Origin of the sequence: Limibacillus halophilus (assembly GCF_014191775.1) — a bacterium.
GTDB classification, from domain to species: Bacteria; Pseudomonadota; Alphaproteobacteria; order Kiloniellales; family CECT-8803; genus Limibacillus; species Limibacillus halophilus.
On record NZ_JACHXA010000004.1, the window covers coordinates 210,808 to 226,979 of the forward strand.

The 16,172-nt window shown below is 56.1% G+C and carries 17 protein-coding genes; 14 read left to right on the forward strand and 3 right to left on the reverse strand.

Features of this window, described 5'->3' with window-relative positions:
• Positions 1-66 precede the first annotated feature (66 nt).
• Entirely contained in the window at positions 67-1,755 is a 1,689-nt protein-coding gene (gene metG, locus FHR98_RS09070) for a methionine--tRNA ligase (protein ID WP_183416357.1), read from the forward strand.
• Positions 1,756-1,758: 3 nt separating this feature from the next.
• On the opposite strand, the gene FHR98_RS09075 is transcribed toward metG, so the two are convergent.
• From FHR98_RS09075 to erpA, 3 genes are all read right to left on the reverse strand, one after another.
• Positions 1,759-2,535 carry a rhomboid family intramembrane serine protease gene (locus FHR98_RS09075; RefSeq protein WP_183416358.1) on the reverse strand — a complete coding sequence of 259 codons (777 nt, stop codon included), beginning with the start codon at positions 2,533-2,535 and terminating at the stop codon, positions 1,759-1,761.
• On the reverse strand, positions 2,535-3,308 hold the full coding sequence (locus tag FHR98_RS09080) for an exodeoxyribonuclease III (protein ID WP_183416359.1): 774 nt from the start codon (positions 3,306-3,308) through the stop codon (positions 2,535-2,537). The genes FHR98_RS09075 and FHR98_RS09080 overlap by 1 nt, the downstream gene beginning before the upstream one ends.
• Positions 3,309-3,438: 130 nt before the next feature.
• A complete protein-coding gene (gene erpA, locus FHR98_RS09085) occupies positions 3,439-3,798 on the reverse strand; it encodes an iron-sulfur cluster insertion protein ErpA (protein ID WP_246377655.1) in 360 nt (119 codons plus the stop codon).
• 118 nt (positions 3,799-3,916) lie between these two features.
• Here erpA and FHR98_RS09090 point away from each other — a divergent pair, with 118 nt between their 5' ends.
• The 13 genes from FHR98_RS09090 (at position 3,917) to FHR98_RS09150 (ending at position 16,151) form a co-directional block, all read left to right on the forward strand.
• Positions 3,917-5,098 (forward strand): deoxyguanosinetriphosphate triphosphohydrolase, encoded by a 1,182-nt coding sequence (locus FHR98_RS09090; RefSeq protein WP_183416360.1) that lies wholly within the window; start codon positions 3,917-3,919, stop codon positions 5,096-5,098.
• Complete coding sequence (argS, locus tag FHR98_RS09095; protein WP_183416361.1) at positions 5,095-6,846, forward strand: arginine--tRNA ligase; 1,752 nt, start codon at positions 5,095-5,097, stop codon at positions 6,844-6,846. The genes FHR98_RS09090 and argS overlap by 4 nt, the downstream gene beginning before the upstream one ends.
• Positions 6,847-6,848: 2 nt before the next feature.
• The gene (locus tag FHR98_RS09100) at positions 6,849-7,733 is read left to right on the forward strand and encodes an SPOR domain-containing protein (RefSeq protein ID WP_183416362.1); all 885 of its coding nucleotides are present in this window, start codon (positions 6,849-6,851) and stop codon (positions 7,731-7,733) included.
• 25 nt (positions 7,734-7,758) lie between these two features.
• Complete coding sequence (gene nagZ / locus FHR98_RS09105; RefSeq protein ID WP_183416363.1) at positions 7,759-8,766, forward strand: beta-N-acetylhexosaminidase; 1,008 nt, start codon at positions 7,759-7,761, stop codon at positions 8,764-8,766.
• 20 nt (positions 8,767-8,786) lie between these two features.
• A complete protein-coding gene (locus FHR98_RS09110) occupies positions 8,787-9,593 on the forward strand; it encodes a segregation and condensation protein A (RefSeq protein WP_183416364.1) in 807 nt (268 codons plus the stop codon).
• Complete coding sequence (scpB, locus tag FHR98_RS09115; RefSeq protein ID WP_183416365.1) at positions 9,590-10,384, forward strand: SMC-Scp complex subunit ScpB; 795 nt, start codon at positions 9,590-9,592, stop codon at positions 10,382-10,384. The genes FHR98_RS09110 and scpB overlap by 4 nt, the downstream gene beginning before the upstream one ends.
• An 82-nt stretch (positions 10,385-10,466) precedes the next feature.
• Positions 10,467-11,534 carry an ABC transporter ATP-binding protein gene (locus tag FHR98_RS09120; protein WP_183416366.1) on the forward strand — a complete coding sequence of 356 codons (1,068 nt, stop codon included), beginning with the start codon at positions 10,467-10,469 and terminating at the stop codon, positions 11,532-11,534.
• A gap of 88 nt (positions 11,535-11,622) precedes the next feature.
• A complete protein-coding gene (locus FHR98_RS09125) occupies positions 11,623-11,889 on the forward strand; it encodes a twin-arginine translocase TatA/TatE family subunit (protein ID WP_183416367.1) in 267 nt (88 codons plus the stop codon).
• Between the two features lie 77 nt (positions 11,890-11,966).
• Positions 11,967-12,467 (forward strand): Sec-independent protein translocase protein TatB, encoded by a 501-nt coding sequence (gene tatB, locus FHR98_RS09130; RefSeq protein WP_183416368.1) that lies wholly within the window; start codon positions 11,967-11,969, stop codon positions 12,465-12,467.
• Positions 12,468-12,478: 11 nt separating this feature from the next.
• Complete coding sequence (gene tatC, locus FHR98_RS09135; protein ID WP_183416369.1) at positions 12,479-13,303, forward strand: twin-arginine translocase subunit TatC; 825 nt, start codon at positions 12,479-12,481, stop codon at positions 13,301-13,303.
• A gap of 139 nt (positions 13,304-13,442) precedes the next feature.
• Positions 13,443-14,720, forward strand: coding sequence for a serine--tRNA ligase (serS, locus tag FHR98_RS09140; protein ID WP_183416370.1), 1,278 nt, complete (start codon positions 13,443-13,445; stop codon positions 14,718-14,720).
• Entirely contained in the window at positions 14,713-15,498 is a 786-nt protein-coding gene (gene surE, locus FHR98_RS09145) for a 5'/3'-nucleotidase SurE (protein WP_183416371.1), read from the forward strand. The genes serS and surE overlap by 8 nt, the downstream gene beginning before the upstream one ends.
• Complete coding sequence (locus tag FHR98_RS09150) at positions 15,495-16,151, forward strand: protein-L-isoaspartate(D-aspartate) O-methyltransferase (protein WP_183416372.1); 657 nt, start codon at positions 15,495-15,497, stop codon at positions 16,149-16,151. Before surE ends, FHR98_RS09150 begins: the two co-directional genes overlap by 4 nt.
• Positions 16,152-16,172: the final 21 nt, after the last annotated feature.

The following is a 16,172-nucleotide window of genomic DNA, read 5'->3' on the forward strand; positions in this document are numbered from 1 at the left end:
TAGCTTGGCGCGTTTTCACTGACTATGGCATAGCGACAGCCTTGCCGCTGACGAACAAGGATTGAAATGGCTCGCATACTCATCACATCGGCGCTTCCCTACATTAATGGTGTAAAACATTTGGGAAATCTGGTCGGCTCCATGTTGCCCGGTGATGTTTATGCGCGCTTCATGCGGATGCGTGGCCATGACGTGCTCTACATCTGCGCAACCGACGAACACGGTACGCCGGCTGAACTGGCAGCCCTGGAAGCGGGGCAGTCGGTTGAAGAGTATTGCCGTGAGCAGCATACCATCCAGGCAGCGATCGGTGCGCGGTTTCAACTTTCATTCGATCACTTCGGGCGTAGCTCCAGCCCGCAGAATGCGGAGCTGACGCAGCATTTCTGTAAGAAACTCGACGAGCATGGTCATATCGAGGAGCGAACCATCAGTCAGGTCTATTCCGTGGATGATGCGCGCTACCTGCCTGATCGCTACATCGTGGGAACCTGCCCACATTGCAGTTACGAACGAGCGCGCGGCGATCAGTGTGAAAATTGCACGCGACTGCTGGAACCTACCGACCTTATCGATGCTCGGTCCGCGGTTTCGGGATCGAAGAATCTGGAGGTTCGGGAAACTAAGCACCTGTTCCTGCTGCAAAGCAGCTTCGTCGATCAACTGAGGTCCTGGATCAACAGCAAGGACGATTGGCCAAATCTGGTACGTTCGATTGCCCTGAAATGGCTGGACGAGGGGTTGCATGACCGCTGCATCACGCGCGACTTGTCCTGGGGTGTACCTGTTGATCGGCCGGGTTTTGAGGGCAAGGTTTTTTATGTTTGGTTCGATGCGCCTATCGAATACATCGGCGCGACCAAAGAATGGGCCGACCTGGACCCGGAGAATCGAGACTGGCGTAGCTGGTGGGATGGCAAGGCGAAGGATCTGCGATACCTGCAGTTCATGGCTAAGGACAACGTGCCGTTTCACACGGTCAGCTTTCCTTGCACGCTCTTCGGTTCAGGGGAGGATTGGAAGGCTGTTGATTTCATCAAAGGTTTTAATTGGCTGACCTATTATGGCGGCAAGTTCTCGACCAGCCAGAAGCGTGGAATTTTCATGGACATGGCGCTGGAGGAGTTCCCGTCGGATTACTATCGCTATTGGTTAATGGCCAACGCGCCGGAGGGTAGTGACAGCTCCTTCACTTGGCAGAGTTTCGTCGATGGCGTCAACAAGGACCTTGCTGACGTTCTGGGCAACTTCGTCAACCGGACGCTCAAGTTCACAACGGCGCGGTTTGGCGACACGGTGCCAGACGGCGGCACATGGGGGGCGGCGGAAGACAAGCTCGCGAGCGGCCTGGAACGACTGATCTCCAGCTATGCGGAGAACATGGAAGCCGTACAGGTTCGAAAGGCGCTTTCCGACCTTCGAGCTATTTGGGTTCTAGGGAACGAATACCTGACCGATGCTGCACCCTGGACAACGATCAAGACGGATCGTGATCAAGCGGCGGTATCCGTTCGCACGGCCATCAACTTGATTCGGCTCTTTGCGACCCTTGCACATCCGGTAATCCCTGAGAATGCGGGAAAGCTCCTTGAAAGCTTGGGGCTGGAAGATAATCCGGAATGGCCAGGGCGCGCGATTCGTGAAGAATTGACTGCCATCAAAGCGGGTCAGCACTTCCAGGTGCCGCCTATTCTTTTCGAGAAGGTGCCAGCCGAACGCGTGGCGGAACTGATGGCCCGTTACGGCGGCGAGTAAGCCCTACCCCCATGGCCCGGGACTCTCGGGTTCATCGTTTCCGGGATTTTGCGTTTCCTGGGGTTTGCGCCTGCGCAGCCGCACCCCCTGTTTCAAGCCGTAGATACCGCCATAAGGAGCAGTCGCACGTTTGAATAGGGGCGTGAGGGCCATGCCAAGCAGGAAGCCGCCGACGTGCGCCCACCAGGCGACACCACTGGTGGCGCCGCCGCTACCCAAAGCCGAAAAGAGCTGAAACAGTGCCCAAATTCCGAGCATCAAATACGCGGGAACGGGAATGACCAGCCAGCCGACGAGCGCCATGATCGTGGCGCGAGGATGGAGTAGTAGATAGGCTCCCAGAACACCGGAGATAGCGCCGCTCGCGCCGACCATTGGCTGCAGGGAACCGGGCTGAGCAACGGCGTGTGCCAAAGTCGCACCAACACCACACAGCAAATAGAAGATAAGAAATCGACCATGTCCCATGGCGTCTTCGGTGTTATCACCGAATACGCGCAGAAACAGCATGTTACCAATGAGGTGCCACCAGCTACCGTGCAGAAACATGGACGTCAGGACGGTTAGCCAAGGCGTCAACATCCACGCGGCCGGTTGCCTGTCGCCAAATAGTACCGCCGGTATTGTGCCATAGGTGAATACCGCCCGCTGAAACTCACGGGTGTTGCCGGATATCTCGTAGAGAAATACCAGGACGCAAAGCGCAATCAGTCCATAGGTAATCCAGGGGCGCTCAATACGGATCCGGGGATTGTGGTCGAAGAGCGGGAGAAATGCCATTAGGCGGCCAAGGTGCACCAAACGGGTGTATGGTCTGACGCCTTTGGCTGGCCGCGTGGTTCACGGTCGATATCGCAGTCCTCCAGAAGATCGACCGCTTGCGGCGACAACAACAGATGATCAATGCGAATGCCATGGTCGGCATCCCATGCGCGGGCCTGATAGTCCCAGAAACTATAAGCAACCCGCTGGGGATGGATTTCCCGGAAGGCCTCGTAATATCCAAGCGCCACGATTTCCCTCAGTGCTTCGCGCGTCTGCGGTTTGAATAACGCATCACCGGCCCATGCCTTTGGGTCGTAGCAATCCCGTGGTTCGGGAATGCAGTTGTAATCGCCACCGAGAATGATGGCTTCTTCCGTTTTCAGGAGCGTGGCGGCATGAACCTTGAGGCGGTCCATCCAATCCAGCTTGTACTGGAACTTCGGCGTGTCCACGGGATTGCCGTTTGGCAGGTAGATACTGGCGACGCGAATACCGGCGGTTCTGGCTTCCAGATATCGCGCCTGCTGATCATCCGGGTCACCGGGCAGGCCTTCTTGTGTAATCTCAAGAGGATCGCGCGAAAGGATCGCAACACCGTTGTAACTCTTTTGCCCATGTATGGCGCAGTGATAGCCCAACGCTTGAATCTCCAGCAGCGGGAACTTGTCGGCCTCGCATTTGATTTCCTGCAACAACAGGACATCGGGTTTTGCTTGCTGGATCCAGGCCGTCGCATTGGGCAGCCGTGCGTTTATCGAATTGACGTTCCAGGTGGCGACTTTAACCATTTGCGTGGAATCCCGAGATTACAGAAATCAATAGACTAGGTGCCGTGCGGCCCCACGGGGTCGCCGATCACATCCTACCAATTGCTCATTGCTCTGTCAGAAGGAAAGCTACTGAACGGCAGCGGTCGATCTAAATTGCGAAAGACGTTCCACACCCGCACGATGCCGTTGCATTCGGGTTCTCGATCTTGAAGTAAGCCCCCATCAGATCCTCGACGAAATCGACCTGGGACCCGCTCAACAACTCCAGCGACATCTGGTCGATCACGACCCTGGCACCATCGCGCTCAAAGGTCACGTCGTCCGGATTGGTGTTATCATCGAAGGAAAAGCCGTATTGAAAACCGGAGCAACCACCCCCTGATACGGCAATGCGCAGCATCAGGTTTGATTGCTCTTCCTGTTGCATCAGCCAAGCAATACGCTTAGCGGCGTTCTCGGTCAGGCTAAGACTCTGCGTTGCTCGTTGGATCGTCGTCATTTCGCTCATTCGGGGGCTGCTCCGCTACAATACTGCCCTTAATGTAAGCCTTAGATAGCAACTGTCCAAGGGGCATCATAGAAATGCCGGTTTACCCGGAGACTGCGGAGAGAGTAGCTTGCCTGCCATGACGGAAAAATCATTAGCGGTACTGGCCTGCCGCCCTGAACAGAGTAGGGGACGACGCTACCCCGCAGAGACCAGTCAAACACGCTCGGATTTCCAGCGTGACCGTGATCGGATTCTGCATGCTGGTGCCTTTCGCAAGCTCCAGTACAAGACACAGGTTTTTGTGATTCATGAGGGGGACTACTATAGGACACGCCTCACACATTCCTTGGAAGTCGCGCAAATCGCCCGCTCGATCGCTCGCGCTTTGGAACTCAACGAGGATTTAGCAGAAGCCTGTGCGCTCGCCCATGATTTGGGACATCCGCCGTTTTCGCATGCTGGCGAGGATGCTCTCCATGCGGCGATGGAGCCTTATGGCGGTTTTGATCACAACGAGCAGACGTTCCGTATCGTGACGGAACTGGAACGGCTTTACGCTGCTTATGACGGTTTGAATCTGACCTGGGAGACACTGGAGGGGATCGTCAAGCACAATGGCCCACTTGGAGGTGCTGGCCAGCGACCGGTCCGTGCGTCAATCGCAGCCTTCGATGCCGAATGGTCGCTGGAACTCGGCGGCTTTCCAAGCGCGGAAGCACAGGTCGCGGCGCTGGCCGATGATATCGCTTACAACAGCCATGACGTAGATGACGGACTAAGAGCAGGCCTGTTCTCGGTGTCGGACTTAGAATGCGTTCCAGGCGTCGGAGACATCTTTGCTCAGTTGCGCAGGCAGTTCCCTGATTTGGCGCCCAGACGGCTGCGCTATGAAGGCGTGCGGCGCATGATTACGCTTCTGGTTGATGATCTTATTGCGGAAACCCGGCGGCGGGCGATTGAAGCTGGCCTTGATAGCCCCGATGCCGTGCGCACGATTGGTAGACCAGTCGTCGGGTTCTCCGAGCCGCTGCGTGAACAGGAGAAGCTCTTGCGCGCCTTCCTGTTCGAGCGTATGTACCGCCACTTCCGCGTCAACCGGACACGGCGCAAGGCGAGACAAGTGGTGCGGGATTTGTTCGAATGCTATTTGGCGGAGCCGGAATGTCTGCCTGATGAATGGCGTGATCGCGCAGAAAACTCTGTCGATAAGATCGCAGCAGCGCGGCTCGTTGGGGACTACATCGCCGGGATGACAGATTCCTATGCCCTTAAGGAGCACAAGAAGCTCTTCGACCTCTATTCCATAGTAGATACATGAACATTTTCAATTATTTCTCTCAAAAAATTAATGTTGTGATCGGCGAAATGCAGGCGGCGGGCGAGGTCCCGCCAAACCTGGATCTACAGCGTGTCTCCGCAGAAGCGCCGCGCGATACGAACCATGGGGATGTGGCGACCAATGCGGCCTTGGTCTTGTCCAAGGCAGCGGGCATGAACCCGCGCGCTTTTGCCGAGATGCTTTCAGCGCGCCTCGCATTGTTGCCGGACGTTTCGGCCAGCGAGGTGGCAGGCCCGGGCTTCATCAATCTACGCCTTTCCAATCTCTTTTGGCAGGAGCGGCTGCGTGAAATTATCCAGGCTGGCACCGACTACGGTAGTTGCGAACTCGGTGGTGGGCGAAAAGTGAACGTTGAGTACGTATCTGCAAACCCCACAGGTCCCTTGACGGTTGGACACGCCCGCGGCGCGGTCGTCGGCGATGCCTTGGCCGCAATCCTGGAAAAAGCCGGCTATGACGTCTGCAGAGAGTACTACATCAACGACGCAGGCACCCAAGTGGATACGCTTGCCCAGTCGGCCTATCTGCGCTACCGCGAAGCGCTCGGCGAGGATATCGGAGAGATTCCGCCAGGGTTCTACCCCGGTGATTATCTGAAGGATGTTGGTCAGGCCTTGGCAGAAGCCGAAGGTGATTCCCTGGTGACATTGCCGGAAGCGGAATGGTTTCCACGTGTCCGGAGCTTTGCTATTGACGCACTCATGACTGAGGTCCGGAACAACTTGGCGGCACTTGGCATTCATCAGGATGAATTCAGTTCGGAGCGCGCATTGGTTGCAGCGGGCGGTGTCGAAGAGGTGGCCAGCTTCCTTAAAGCACGCGGGCTGATCTACGAAGGGGTGCTGGAGCCGCCGAAAGGTATGAAGCCGGATGATTGGGAGCCTCGCCCGCAGACGCTCTTTCGGTCGACGGATTTTGGCGATGATGTGGATCGTCCGCTCAAGAAATCTGATGGAACCTGGACCTACTTTGCCGGGGATATGGCCTATCACTTGGACAAATTCCGACGCGGCTACAAGTTGCAGATCGATGTTTGGGGCGCCGACCACGGCGGATACATCAAGCGCATGCAATCCGCGGTCAAGGCTTTGACCGAGGGACAGGGGACACTGCACATAGTTCTGTGCCAGCTCGTAAAGCTGCTGCGTGGCGGCGATCCCGTGAAGATGTCGAAACGGGCCGGTACATTCATCACGTTGCAAGATGTCATCGACGAGGTCGGAAAGGACGCGCTCCGCTTCATCATGTTGACGCGCAAAAGCGATCAGCACCTTGAGTTCGACCTGGAAAAGGTTATGGAGCAGAGTCGCGAGAATCCGGTGTTTTACGTTCAGTATGCACACGCTCGTTGTCGTTCGGTGCTCAGACATGCCGCATCCGAAATGCCTGAAATTCCACAAGATACTGTGGGTATGCTCGCCGCGCCCTACAATCTCTTGACCGATCCCGAAGAGCTTGCTTTGATCAAGGTCATGGCAGGCTGGCCCAAAGTAGTGGAAGGGGCGGCTGAGGCTTACGAGCCGCATCGTGTGGCGTTTTACCTCTACGATCTAGCGGCGGCCTTCCACCAGCTTTGGAACAAAGGGCGGGACGATGCGCAGCTTCGCTTCCTGCTTGACGACCAGCCGGAATTGACGAGGGCTCGCCTTGCATTGGTTCAGGCATTGGCAACGGTAATCGCCTCCGGGCTAGCAGTGATGGGCGTGGAGCCGGTCGAGGAGATGTAGAAATGGCTTCCAATCCTTATGAGCGCGGCTGGCAATCAGTGGATGACCTCGATCGCCCGGTCATAAGCGAGGAGGATATCTCGCGGCAGCAGGCGGCCCGCCGATCCCGCAGTCTCTTGCGATCTGGCATCCGGATCGGCAGCTTGCTTTTGGTGCTCGGCGGTTTTGGTGCGCTTGTAGTATATGCGTACAATTGGGGTACGGGGGAGATTGCGGAAAGTCAGGTGCCTGTCGTCGCCGCTGATCAGACACCAGAAAAAGAAGCGCCGAGCGAGCGTGGTGGCCTGACGGTTCCCTATCAGGACGCGTTGGTTTTGAATGAGACCTCCAAGGGTCAGCAGGTCGAACGCATCATACCGCCGCCGGAGGAACCTATGATCGTCCAACCCGCCGAAGATCCCGCGCCGATGGTGGAGTCAGCGCCGGCGACAGCTAAAGCCGTTTCGGATGCAGAGGAGGCCGCTGCAAGCGAGAGCAGCGATCCCATCGCATCTTTGATCCAGATGGCTGAACTTGATGCGGCCAACACCGATGCCAAGGGCACTGCCGACGCCCCTGAGGAGGTTACGGCGTCAGAACCGCCAATTGCACCGGCCGCTGATCCGCAGACACAGCAGCTGGCGCAGGTTGGCCAAGTTAGCGGTTTCAAAGTCCAGCTTGCATCCCTTAAGACAGAAGATGCCGCCCGGTCGGAGTGGGCAAGGGTACAACAAGCTAACAAGGATTTGCTTGGTGGCTTGAAGCTGGATATCCAGCGGGTCGATCTTCAAGACAAGGGCATATTCTATCGAATTCAGGGAGGCCCATTGCCAAGCCGTGAAACGGCCAGTGATATCTGCGCGCAATTGAAGGGTCGCGGCCAACCTTGCATCGTGGTGGCCCCCTGAGGGGCGGCGACACGGGACGGGTATAATGCTCTCAGCAGTCTTCGGCTGTTCCGGCACAAGCGTGACCGCGGACGAACGGGCATTCTTCCGGGAGGTGCGTCCGACGGGATTTATCCTATTCGCAAGGAACGTTGAAAATCCCGACCAGTTGAAGAAGCTTATCGACGCTTTGCGAAGCAGTATCGATGATCCCCATGCGCCTGTTTTGATCGATCAGGAAGGGGGGCGCGTGCAGCGGTTGCGACCGCCTTACTGGCGTGATGCGCCGCCTGCGGCACGTTTTGCCGACCTATATCGCGCAAATGCAGAGGTCGGCTGCCAAGCCGCTAGAACCAATGCCAGATTGCAAGCGGCAGAGCTATTGGCACTGGGCATTACAGTGAGTTGTGCTCCGGTCTTGGATCTGCGTATCGAAGGGGCTCACGACATCATTGGCGATCGCGCTTATGGCACAACGCCCGCATCGGTCGGTGATCTCGGGAGTGCCGTGTGCGACGGATTGTTGGATGGCGGTGTCTTGCCGGTTATCAAACATATTCCAGGGCACGGCCGGGCGAGCGAGGACAGCCATATGGCATTGCCGCGCGTTGCCGCAGATCTCGCGACCCTTCGCGAGCAGGATTTTAAACCCTTTGCCGCCCTCAATCAGGCCCCTTGGGCGATGACAGCGCACATCGTTTATGAAGCCTTGGATTCTGATAACCCAGCGACGCAATCGTCAACGGTTGTCAGTCTGATCCGGCATGAACTAGGCTTTGATGGACTGTTGATCAGCGATGATCTATCCATGAAAGCGCTGCAGGGGGATTATCAGTTGAGGGCCGAACGCAGCTTGGCTGCCGGCTGCGATGTAGTTCTGCACTGCAATGGCGACATTACGGAGATGCAAGATGTTGCCGCGGGGTGTGATGAACTGAAAAGCGCTGCATTTACCAGGCTCGCGCGGGGCGAAGCGCTGCGTCAGCAACGACAAACGACATTCGATGTCGAAGCGGAGCTGGCGCGGCTTGAAGGTTTGTTGGTAAGCGCCTGAGATAGAGGTGATGCGTCCTTATGGCGGGTGACGGCGAACAGAGCACAAACTCATTCAACGAGGACCCTGAGAAGGTTCGCGGTGCAACGCGAGACGAATTACGTTTGGATTTGGAAGGCTTCGAAGGGCCAATCCACGTTCTGCTTGAACTGGCGCGGGATCAGAAGGTTGATATCCTCCAGATTTCCATGCTCAAACTAGCGGATCAATATCTCGAATTCATTCGCCGCGCACAGGCGATCAACCTTGAGTTGGCTGCAGACTATCTGGTGATGGCAGCCTGGCTTGCTTACCTGAAGTCGCGCCTGCTTTTACCGGCGCTAAAGGACGATGGGGAAGAGCCGAGCGCTACCGCCTTGGCTGCCTCCTTACGATTCCAACTGCAGCGGCTCGAAGCTATGCAAAACGCCGGCAAACAGTTGATGGAGCGTCCGCGGTTAGGACAGGATTTCTTTGCACGAGGCGCACCAGAACCCATCGATGTCGTGCAGGAATCCCAGTACGAAGTCACGCTTTTTGATTTGCTACGGGCCTATAGTCGGCACCATGTCAGGGTCAAGGCGACCAGCCTCCACATTCAGGCTTTCGATCTCTACAGCGTCGAAGAAGCGATTCAACGATTGAATCGGTTCCTGGGGAACCTTCCGGATTGGCACAGCCTTACATCGTTCCTGCCTTCGGATATAAGGGATAATCTGGTACTGCGATCTGCGTTCGCCTCCACCTTCGCGGCGTCCTTAGAGCTAGCAAAAACCGGGAAGGTTGAGATCCGACAGGACAGTACCTTTGGCCCACTCTTCATCCGTAGCAGACCCACAAGCAAATGACTAAATCTTACGAACATCTAAGATTGCTTGAAGCGCTGTTGTTTGCAGCCAAGGATCCCATGACGGTCAAGCAGCTACAACGTCATTTTCCCGATGACTTTGACTTGAAAACGGCCCTTGTGGATCTCAAGGCACGTTACGCCAATCGGGGCGTCGTTCTGCAAAGGGTGGGCGAAGCTTGGGCATTTCGCACGGCGCAGGACTTGGCGCCGCACATGCGTATCGAACAGACCGTGATGCGCAAATTGTCGCGGGCAGCGGTCGAGACCCTGGCCATTATTGCTTATCACCAGCCGCTGACGCGTACGGAGATCGAGGAAATCAGAGGCGTGGCGATGTCGAAAGGCACGCTCGATGTGCTCCTGGAAGCCGGTTGGATTCGACCTCGCGGGCGACGGCGCACACCAGGGCGGCCGGTGACTTGGGGCACGACACAGTCGTTTCTCGATACCTTCGGGCTTGAGGCCATCGACGAACTTCCCGGTATCGAGGAACTCAAGGCTGCAGGCCTGCTCGATAAACGGCCGGCCCTGACCGCACTTACATCTCGGGGGATGCTGACAGCCGTTATGGATGCCGACGATGCAGAGGATATGGGCGAAAGGTCTCGTAGCCGATTTGAAGACACGGATGATGAATTCGAGGAAGACGAACTGGATGAAAGCGAGATCGATATCGCGCTTGCCGAGGATTTTGGCGCGGATATCCAGACCCCTGACATCGGTGATGACGTCGACCAGGAGGACGACGCGTCAGACAACGAAGATGAAGAAAGGGAATCCTCGTATTGAAGTCACTTTCTTCCTATCTTTAGGCATACTTTCGGTAACATCGCATCGTGCTTGCACCACAATAGGATAAAGCAGTCCCTTCATGCTATCTCTCGAGACCGTACATCATTGGTATGGCAGTCTGCATGCCGTTGATGGCTTGACCTTGTCCGTCGAAGCTGGGGAGGTCGTTTGCCTGCTTGGTCCGTCCGGTTGCGGGAAAACGACAGCCCTGCGCGTAGCGGCGGGCCTTGAGCGCTTGCAGCAAGGCAAGGTAAGCCTGGATGGTTCAGTAGTTGCAGATGGCCGAAGGGACGATCCGCCCGAGGCCCGTAACGTCGGCTTGGTGTTTCAGGATTTCGCACTTTTTCCTCATTTGAGCGTCCTGGAGAATGTAGGATTTGGTCTGCAGAAATTGGGGGCTGAGGCCCGCCGCGCTCAATCTATGGAGAGCTTGCAGCTAGTCGGGATGGCCGACAGTGCCCAAGTTTACCCACATCAACTCTCAGGCGGTCAGCAACAGCGCGTCGCCCTGGCAAGAGCCCTTGCGCCAAGGCCGCGCGTAATGCTTTTGGATGAACCCTTTTCAGGGTTGGATACACGCCTGCGCGGGCAAGTCCGTGACGAGACCTTGCATGTTCTCAAAGAAGTGGGCGCCGCTACGCTTCTCGTAACGCACGATCCCGAGGAAGCAATGTTCATGGCGGACCGGATCGCCGTCATGCAGGGCGGGAAATTGATGCAAATCGGCACACCTGCCGATCTTTATTTTCGACCGGCAAATGCTTTCGTGACGGCATTCCTGGGAGATACCAACCGATTTGAGGGAACCGTCACACAGCGGCAGGTCGATACGCCGTTCGGGCGGTTAGACTGTGCGAAATTGGATGAGGGCAGCGCAGTGGAAGTCCTCATCCGTCCGGAAGCTTTGCAATTGATGGCCGGGCAAGGGGCTGGCTCGCCAGAAGGAAAAGGCAGTGCAACGGTGTTGGCAGCACGGCTGCTGGGGCGAACAAGCTTGATTCATCTAAGTGTTTGTAACGGCGATGGGCGTCATCTCCATCTCCACGCACGTGTGCCTGGGCGTTTCCTGCCACAGGAAGGTGAGCGTCTTGAAATCCAACTTGATCGCAGTCAGGCCTTTGTTTTCCCTCTTAGCACTGCTAGATAGGGTATGAAGCGGGCCAGCGAGCTCGCATGGGATCATGGTATTGTTCCGTTCTGCAGGAATGCAGCGGTAAGTTCAGGGAGAATCCCCGATGGGAAGTTTTAGTGTTTGGCACTGGTTGATCGTTCTGGCGGTTGTTTTGTTGTTGTTTGGCGGCGGCGGAAAGATTCCGAAACTCATGAAAGACATGGGATCCGGAATCAATGCCTTCAAAAAAGGCTTAAAGGAAGAAGAGAAGAAGAAAGCCGAAGCCGAAAGCGAAACCCCGAAGGCGATCAAGAGCGACGAGGCAACAACGGCCGACGCGTCTTCGAGCGAAAGCGAATCAGAGACCGAGAAGAAGGCGGCCAACGGCTGATCTTGTTTCACGGCTTGTGCCCTGTAGGCAACGCTGCGTCGGCGTTAATGCCACGCATTCTGAGGACTTAGGCATCCATGTTCGACATCGGCTGGACCGAGATGGCGATCATCGCGCTGATTGCTCTCGTGGTGATTGGCCCTAAGGATTTGCCGGGCGCGATGCGCACCGTCGGTCACTGGGTCCGAAAAATCCGGACGGTCGCGCGGGACTTTCAATCCGGTCTGGATGACATGATCAGGGAGTCCGAGCTTAGCGAGGCACGGAAGTCGATTGAAGGTGCCAGCAATCTCAATCCTAAGAAAATACTGGAAGACACCGTTGACCCTACCGGCGATGTCGCTAAAGAAGCGCGTAGCCTGCAACAAGATGCAGAGGCAATGCCCGGCGATGAGGCCAAAGAATCGAAAGTCGAAAAGGCGCCTGTTTACAAGACAACCAGCGCCGCTGCATTGAAATCCTCTCCGAAACCCAACTCGCCGGAAGCGGAGGCGCCGAAACCGGCGGATAAAGCCGCGCCAACTAGCGCCCCCGAGCAAAAGTCCGAATCCAAACAGCCCGACAAGGGCGAATCCTGAGGCAGCAATAGATGAGCGACGATTCCGCCGACGCGAACAAAATGCCTCTGCTAGAGCATCTGATAGAGCTTCGTCAGCGGCTGCTCTACAGCGTGATCGCGCTTTTTGTTTTCTTTGTCATTTGCTTCTTTTTTGCACAGGAACTTTACAACTTCCTGGTTCAGCCACTAGCGGACATTCTGCTTGAACGGAGTACACCCGAACATCAGCGCAGGATGATCTTCACGGATTTGACGGAAGTGTTCTTTACCCACGTCAAAGTCGCCTTCTTCTTCGGCGCCTTCATCGCCTGCCCAATTTTTCTCTCGCAGATTTGGTTGTTCGTTGCGCCAGGTCTGTACAAGCATGAAAAAAGCACGCTGGCGCCCTTCCTGATTGCCAGTCCAATTCTGTTTTTCATCGGCGGCGCGATGGTCTATTACGCGATTATGCCGATGGCCTGGGAATTTTTCTTGAGTTTCGAGGTTCCGGCAAACGAGGGTGGCCTCGCCGTGCAGCTTGAAGCGAAGGTCAACGAATACCTTTCCCTGGTCATGAAGTTGATATTTGCATTTGGCCTGTGCTTTCAGTTGCCGGTCATCATGACCTTGTTGGCGCGTGTCGGCATGGCAAGTTCCGAGGGAATGAGGGCTAAACGGAAGTACGCAATTGTTGGTGTCTTTATTGTCGCTGCGATTTTTACACCTCCCGATCCCTTAAGCCAGATTAGCCTCGCGGTTCCGATTATCATTCTCTATGAGGTGTCCATCTGGATGGCCAAACTCGTTGAGAAGAAAAGGGAAGAACGTGCGGAGGAAATGGAGCGGGAGTTGGATGACGAGACCGGCACCGATTGATAAAAAGCCGTATGTTTTCGGCTTGCTGCGGTCAGATGCCTGAAAAGACGGTGCTTCTTCTCTAGACCTCAGCGCCTTCGGGGCTTTATAAGGCCTTCCAGTCACCATTTTAAACCCGATTCGCCAAAGCGAAGTATCTATGCTCGACATCAAATGGATTCGCGAGAACCCACAGGACCTCGATAGCGCGTTGGGGAAGCGCGGCATTTCGCCTCTGTCCCGGGATTTGCTGCTTTTGGACAAGCGTCGCCGCGCAACGCAAACAGCATTACAAGAACTGCAAACCCGTCGAAATGAGATATCTCGATTAATCGGAGATAAAAAGCGCAAAGGCGAGGACGCGGAGACTGAAGTTCAAGAAGTCGCCCAGTTGAAGCTACGCATGAGCGAATTGGAAGCCGAGGAGCGGGATACCGGGCACTCGCTCGATCAGTTGATGGCGGGAATTCCTAATATCCCTGCTGAAGATGTGCCGGTCGGCGATGATGAGAAGGCGAATGTTGAGATACGCCGGTGGGGTACCCCGCGGCAATTCGATTTTGCACCGCAGCAGCATTTTGAAATCGGCGAAGCGCTCGGTGGGTTGAACTTCGAGCAGGCTGGCCGTCTGGCGGGTGCCAGATTCACTGTTTTGCATGGTGCGATCGCGCGGCTTCATAGGGCGCTGGCCCAGTTCATGATCAATCTCCACACTGAGCAGCACGGTTACCTTGAAGTGGCGCCGCCCTATCTGGTGCGTGACGAGGCTTTGTTTGGTACTGGTCAGCTCCCTAAGTTTGGCGAAGATCTGTTTAGAACGACCGATGACCGATGGCTTATCCCTACCGCAGAGGTGCCACTGACGAATTTGGTCGCTGGTCAAATGTTGGATGCGGGCGAGTTACCGCTTCGTGTTACGGCCTGGACGCCCTGTTTTCGGTCAGAGGCCGGGGCGGCCGGTCGGGATACCCGCGGGATGTTGCGCCAGCACCAGTTTGAGAAGGTAGAGTTGGTTTCCGCCACGTTGCCCGAGGATTCCGAAGCCGAACATGAAAGGATGACAGCGTGCGCAGAGGAAGTCCTGCGCCTGCTGGAGCTACCTTATCGTACCGTCGTGTTGTCTACCGGAGACATGGGCTTTGGGGCCCGCAAAACCTATGATATCGAGGTTTGGCTGCCTGGACAGGATACCTACCGCGAGATTTCAAGCTGTTCTAACTGTGGCGATTTCCAAGCGCGTCGCATGAAAGCCCGTTTCCGTAGCAAGGAAGACAAAGGCACCGGCTTCCTCCACAGCTTGAATGGTTCAGGAGTTGCGGTCGGGCGGGCCTTGATTGCGGTGATGGAAAATTACCAGGAAGCAGACGGCAGCATCACCATCCCTGAAGTTTTACGCCCACTGATGGGTGGGCTGGAAAGGATCACAAGGCGTGCTTGAACCGCTTCCAGACCTATCCAAGGCGCGTATTCTCGTCACAAATGACGATGGCGTACATGCCGAAGGAATCAAGGTCTTGAGGCGGGTCGCGGAGAGCTTGAGCGACGATGTCTGGGTTGTTGCCCCTGATGTCGAACAGAGCGCAACATCCCATTCTCTAACCATGCGGCGCCCCCTTCGGGTTCGTCAGTTGGAGGAAAGGCGATTTTCCGTCGATGGCACGCCGACCGATTGTGTTCTGGTCGCAACGCGATCGATCCTGAAAGACCAGAAACAACCGGATTTGATCCTTTCAGGCGTAAACCTTGGCAGCAATCTTGGTGAAGACGTAACCTATTCGGGTACCGTGGCAGCGGCGATGGAGGGCGCTTTGCTGGGTTTCCGGTCCATGGCGTTTTCCATGGCAGGGGGAGGGGACAATCCCTATCGCTGGCAAACCGCCCTGGAACTAGGACCCGATATTATTTCAAGACTTGCGGTGTGCTCTTGCCACCCTGAAGTTCTCTTGAACGTGAATTTTCCAGACAGGGAGCCCAAGGATGTATTGGGCTTGCGCATTTGTCGCCAAGGCAAGCGGCAGGACGCAACCAACGTTGTTGAAGGCATAGATCCCGGCGGGCGTCCTTATGTTTGGATTGGCAGCTACCTGAGTGATCGTACAACGGAGAACGAGAGCGACCTTGCAGCCGTCGCTGCGGGCTATATTTCGGTAACACCGCTTCACCTTGACCTGACTTTCTCGCCGATGCTCGATGAGCTTAGGGAAAGGATGCAATGACTCTGGAAGCCCGCAAGATACGGCTGATCATGGAGCTGCGCAGAGGTGGTATCGTTGATACGGCAGTGTTGGCGGCCATTGAGCGTATTCCGCGTGAAACCTTCGTGCCGGCACCCTTTCAGGACCAATCCTACGAGAACCGGACGCTTCCAATTGGTTGCGGCCAAACGTTGAGCCAGCCGGGCGTTGTCGCCCTGATGACTCAGGCGTTACGGCCAAATCGCCTGATCAAGGTTCTGGAGGTAGGCACCGGATCCGGCTATCAAGCCTCGATCCTTTCTCGATTGTTCCGGCGCGTCTACACCATAGAGCGCTATCGAGAGCTGTTGAAGACTGCGGAAAGCCGGTTTGATCAACTACGGATCAGCAACATTACAACGCGGGTCGGCGACGGAAATTTGGGTTGGAGCGAGCAGGCGCCATTTCAACGCATTATCGTGACGGCGGCAGCGACGGACATTCCGGGGAAGTTGGTTGATCAGTTGGGGGAAGACGGCGTTATGGTTGTTCCCCTTGCTCGGCCGAACCGGGAACAAGAGGTGGTGCGTTTGATTCGAGGCCCAAGCGGATTACAGGAAGAGCACCTGACCACAGTGCGTTTTGTCCCCTTGGTTCGCGGTCTTCCGCGCGCATCGGCCATCAAATCCGCCTAATAGGCGATACCCGAATACTGG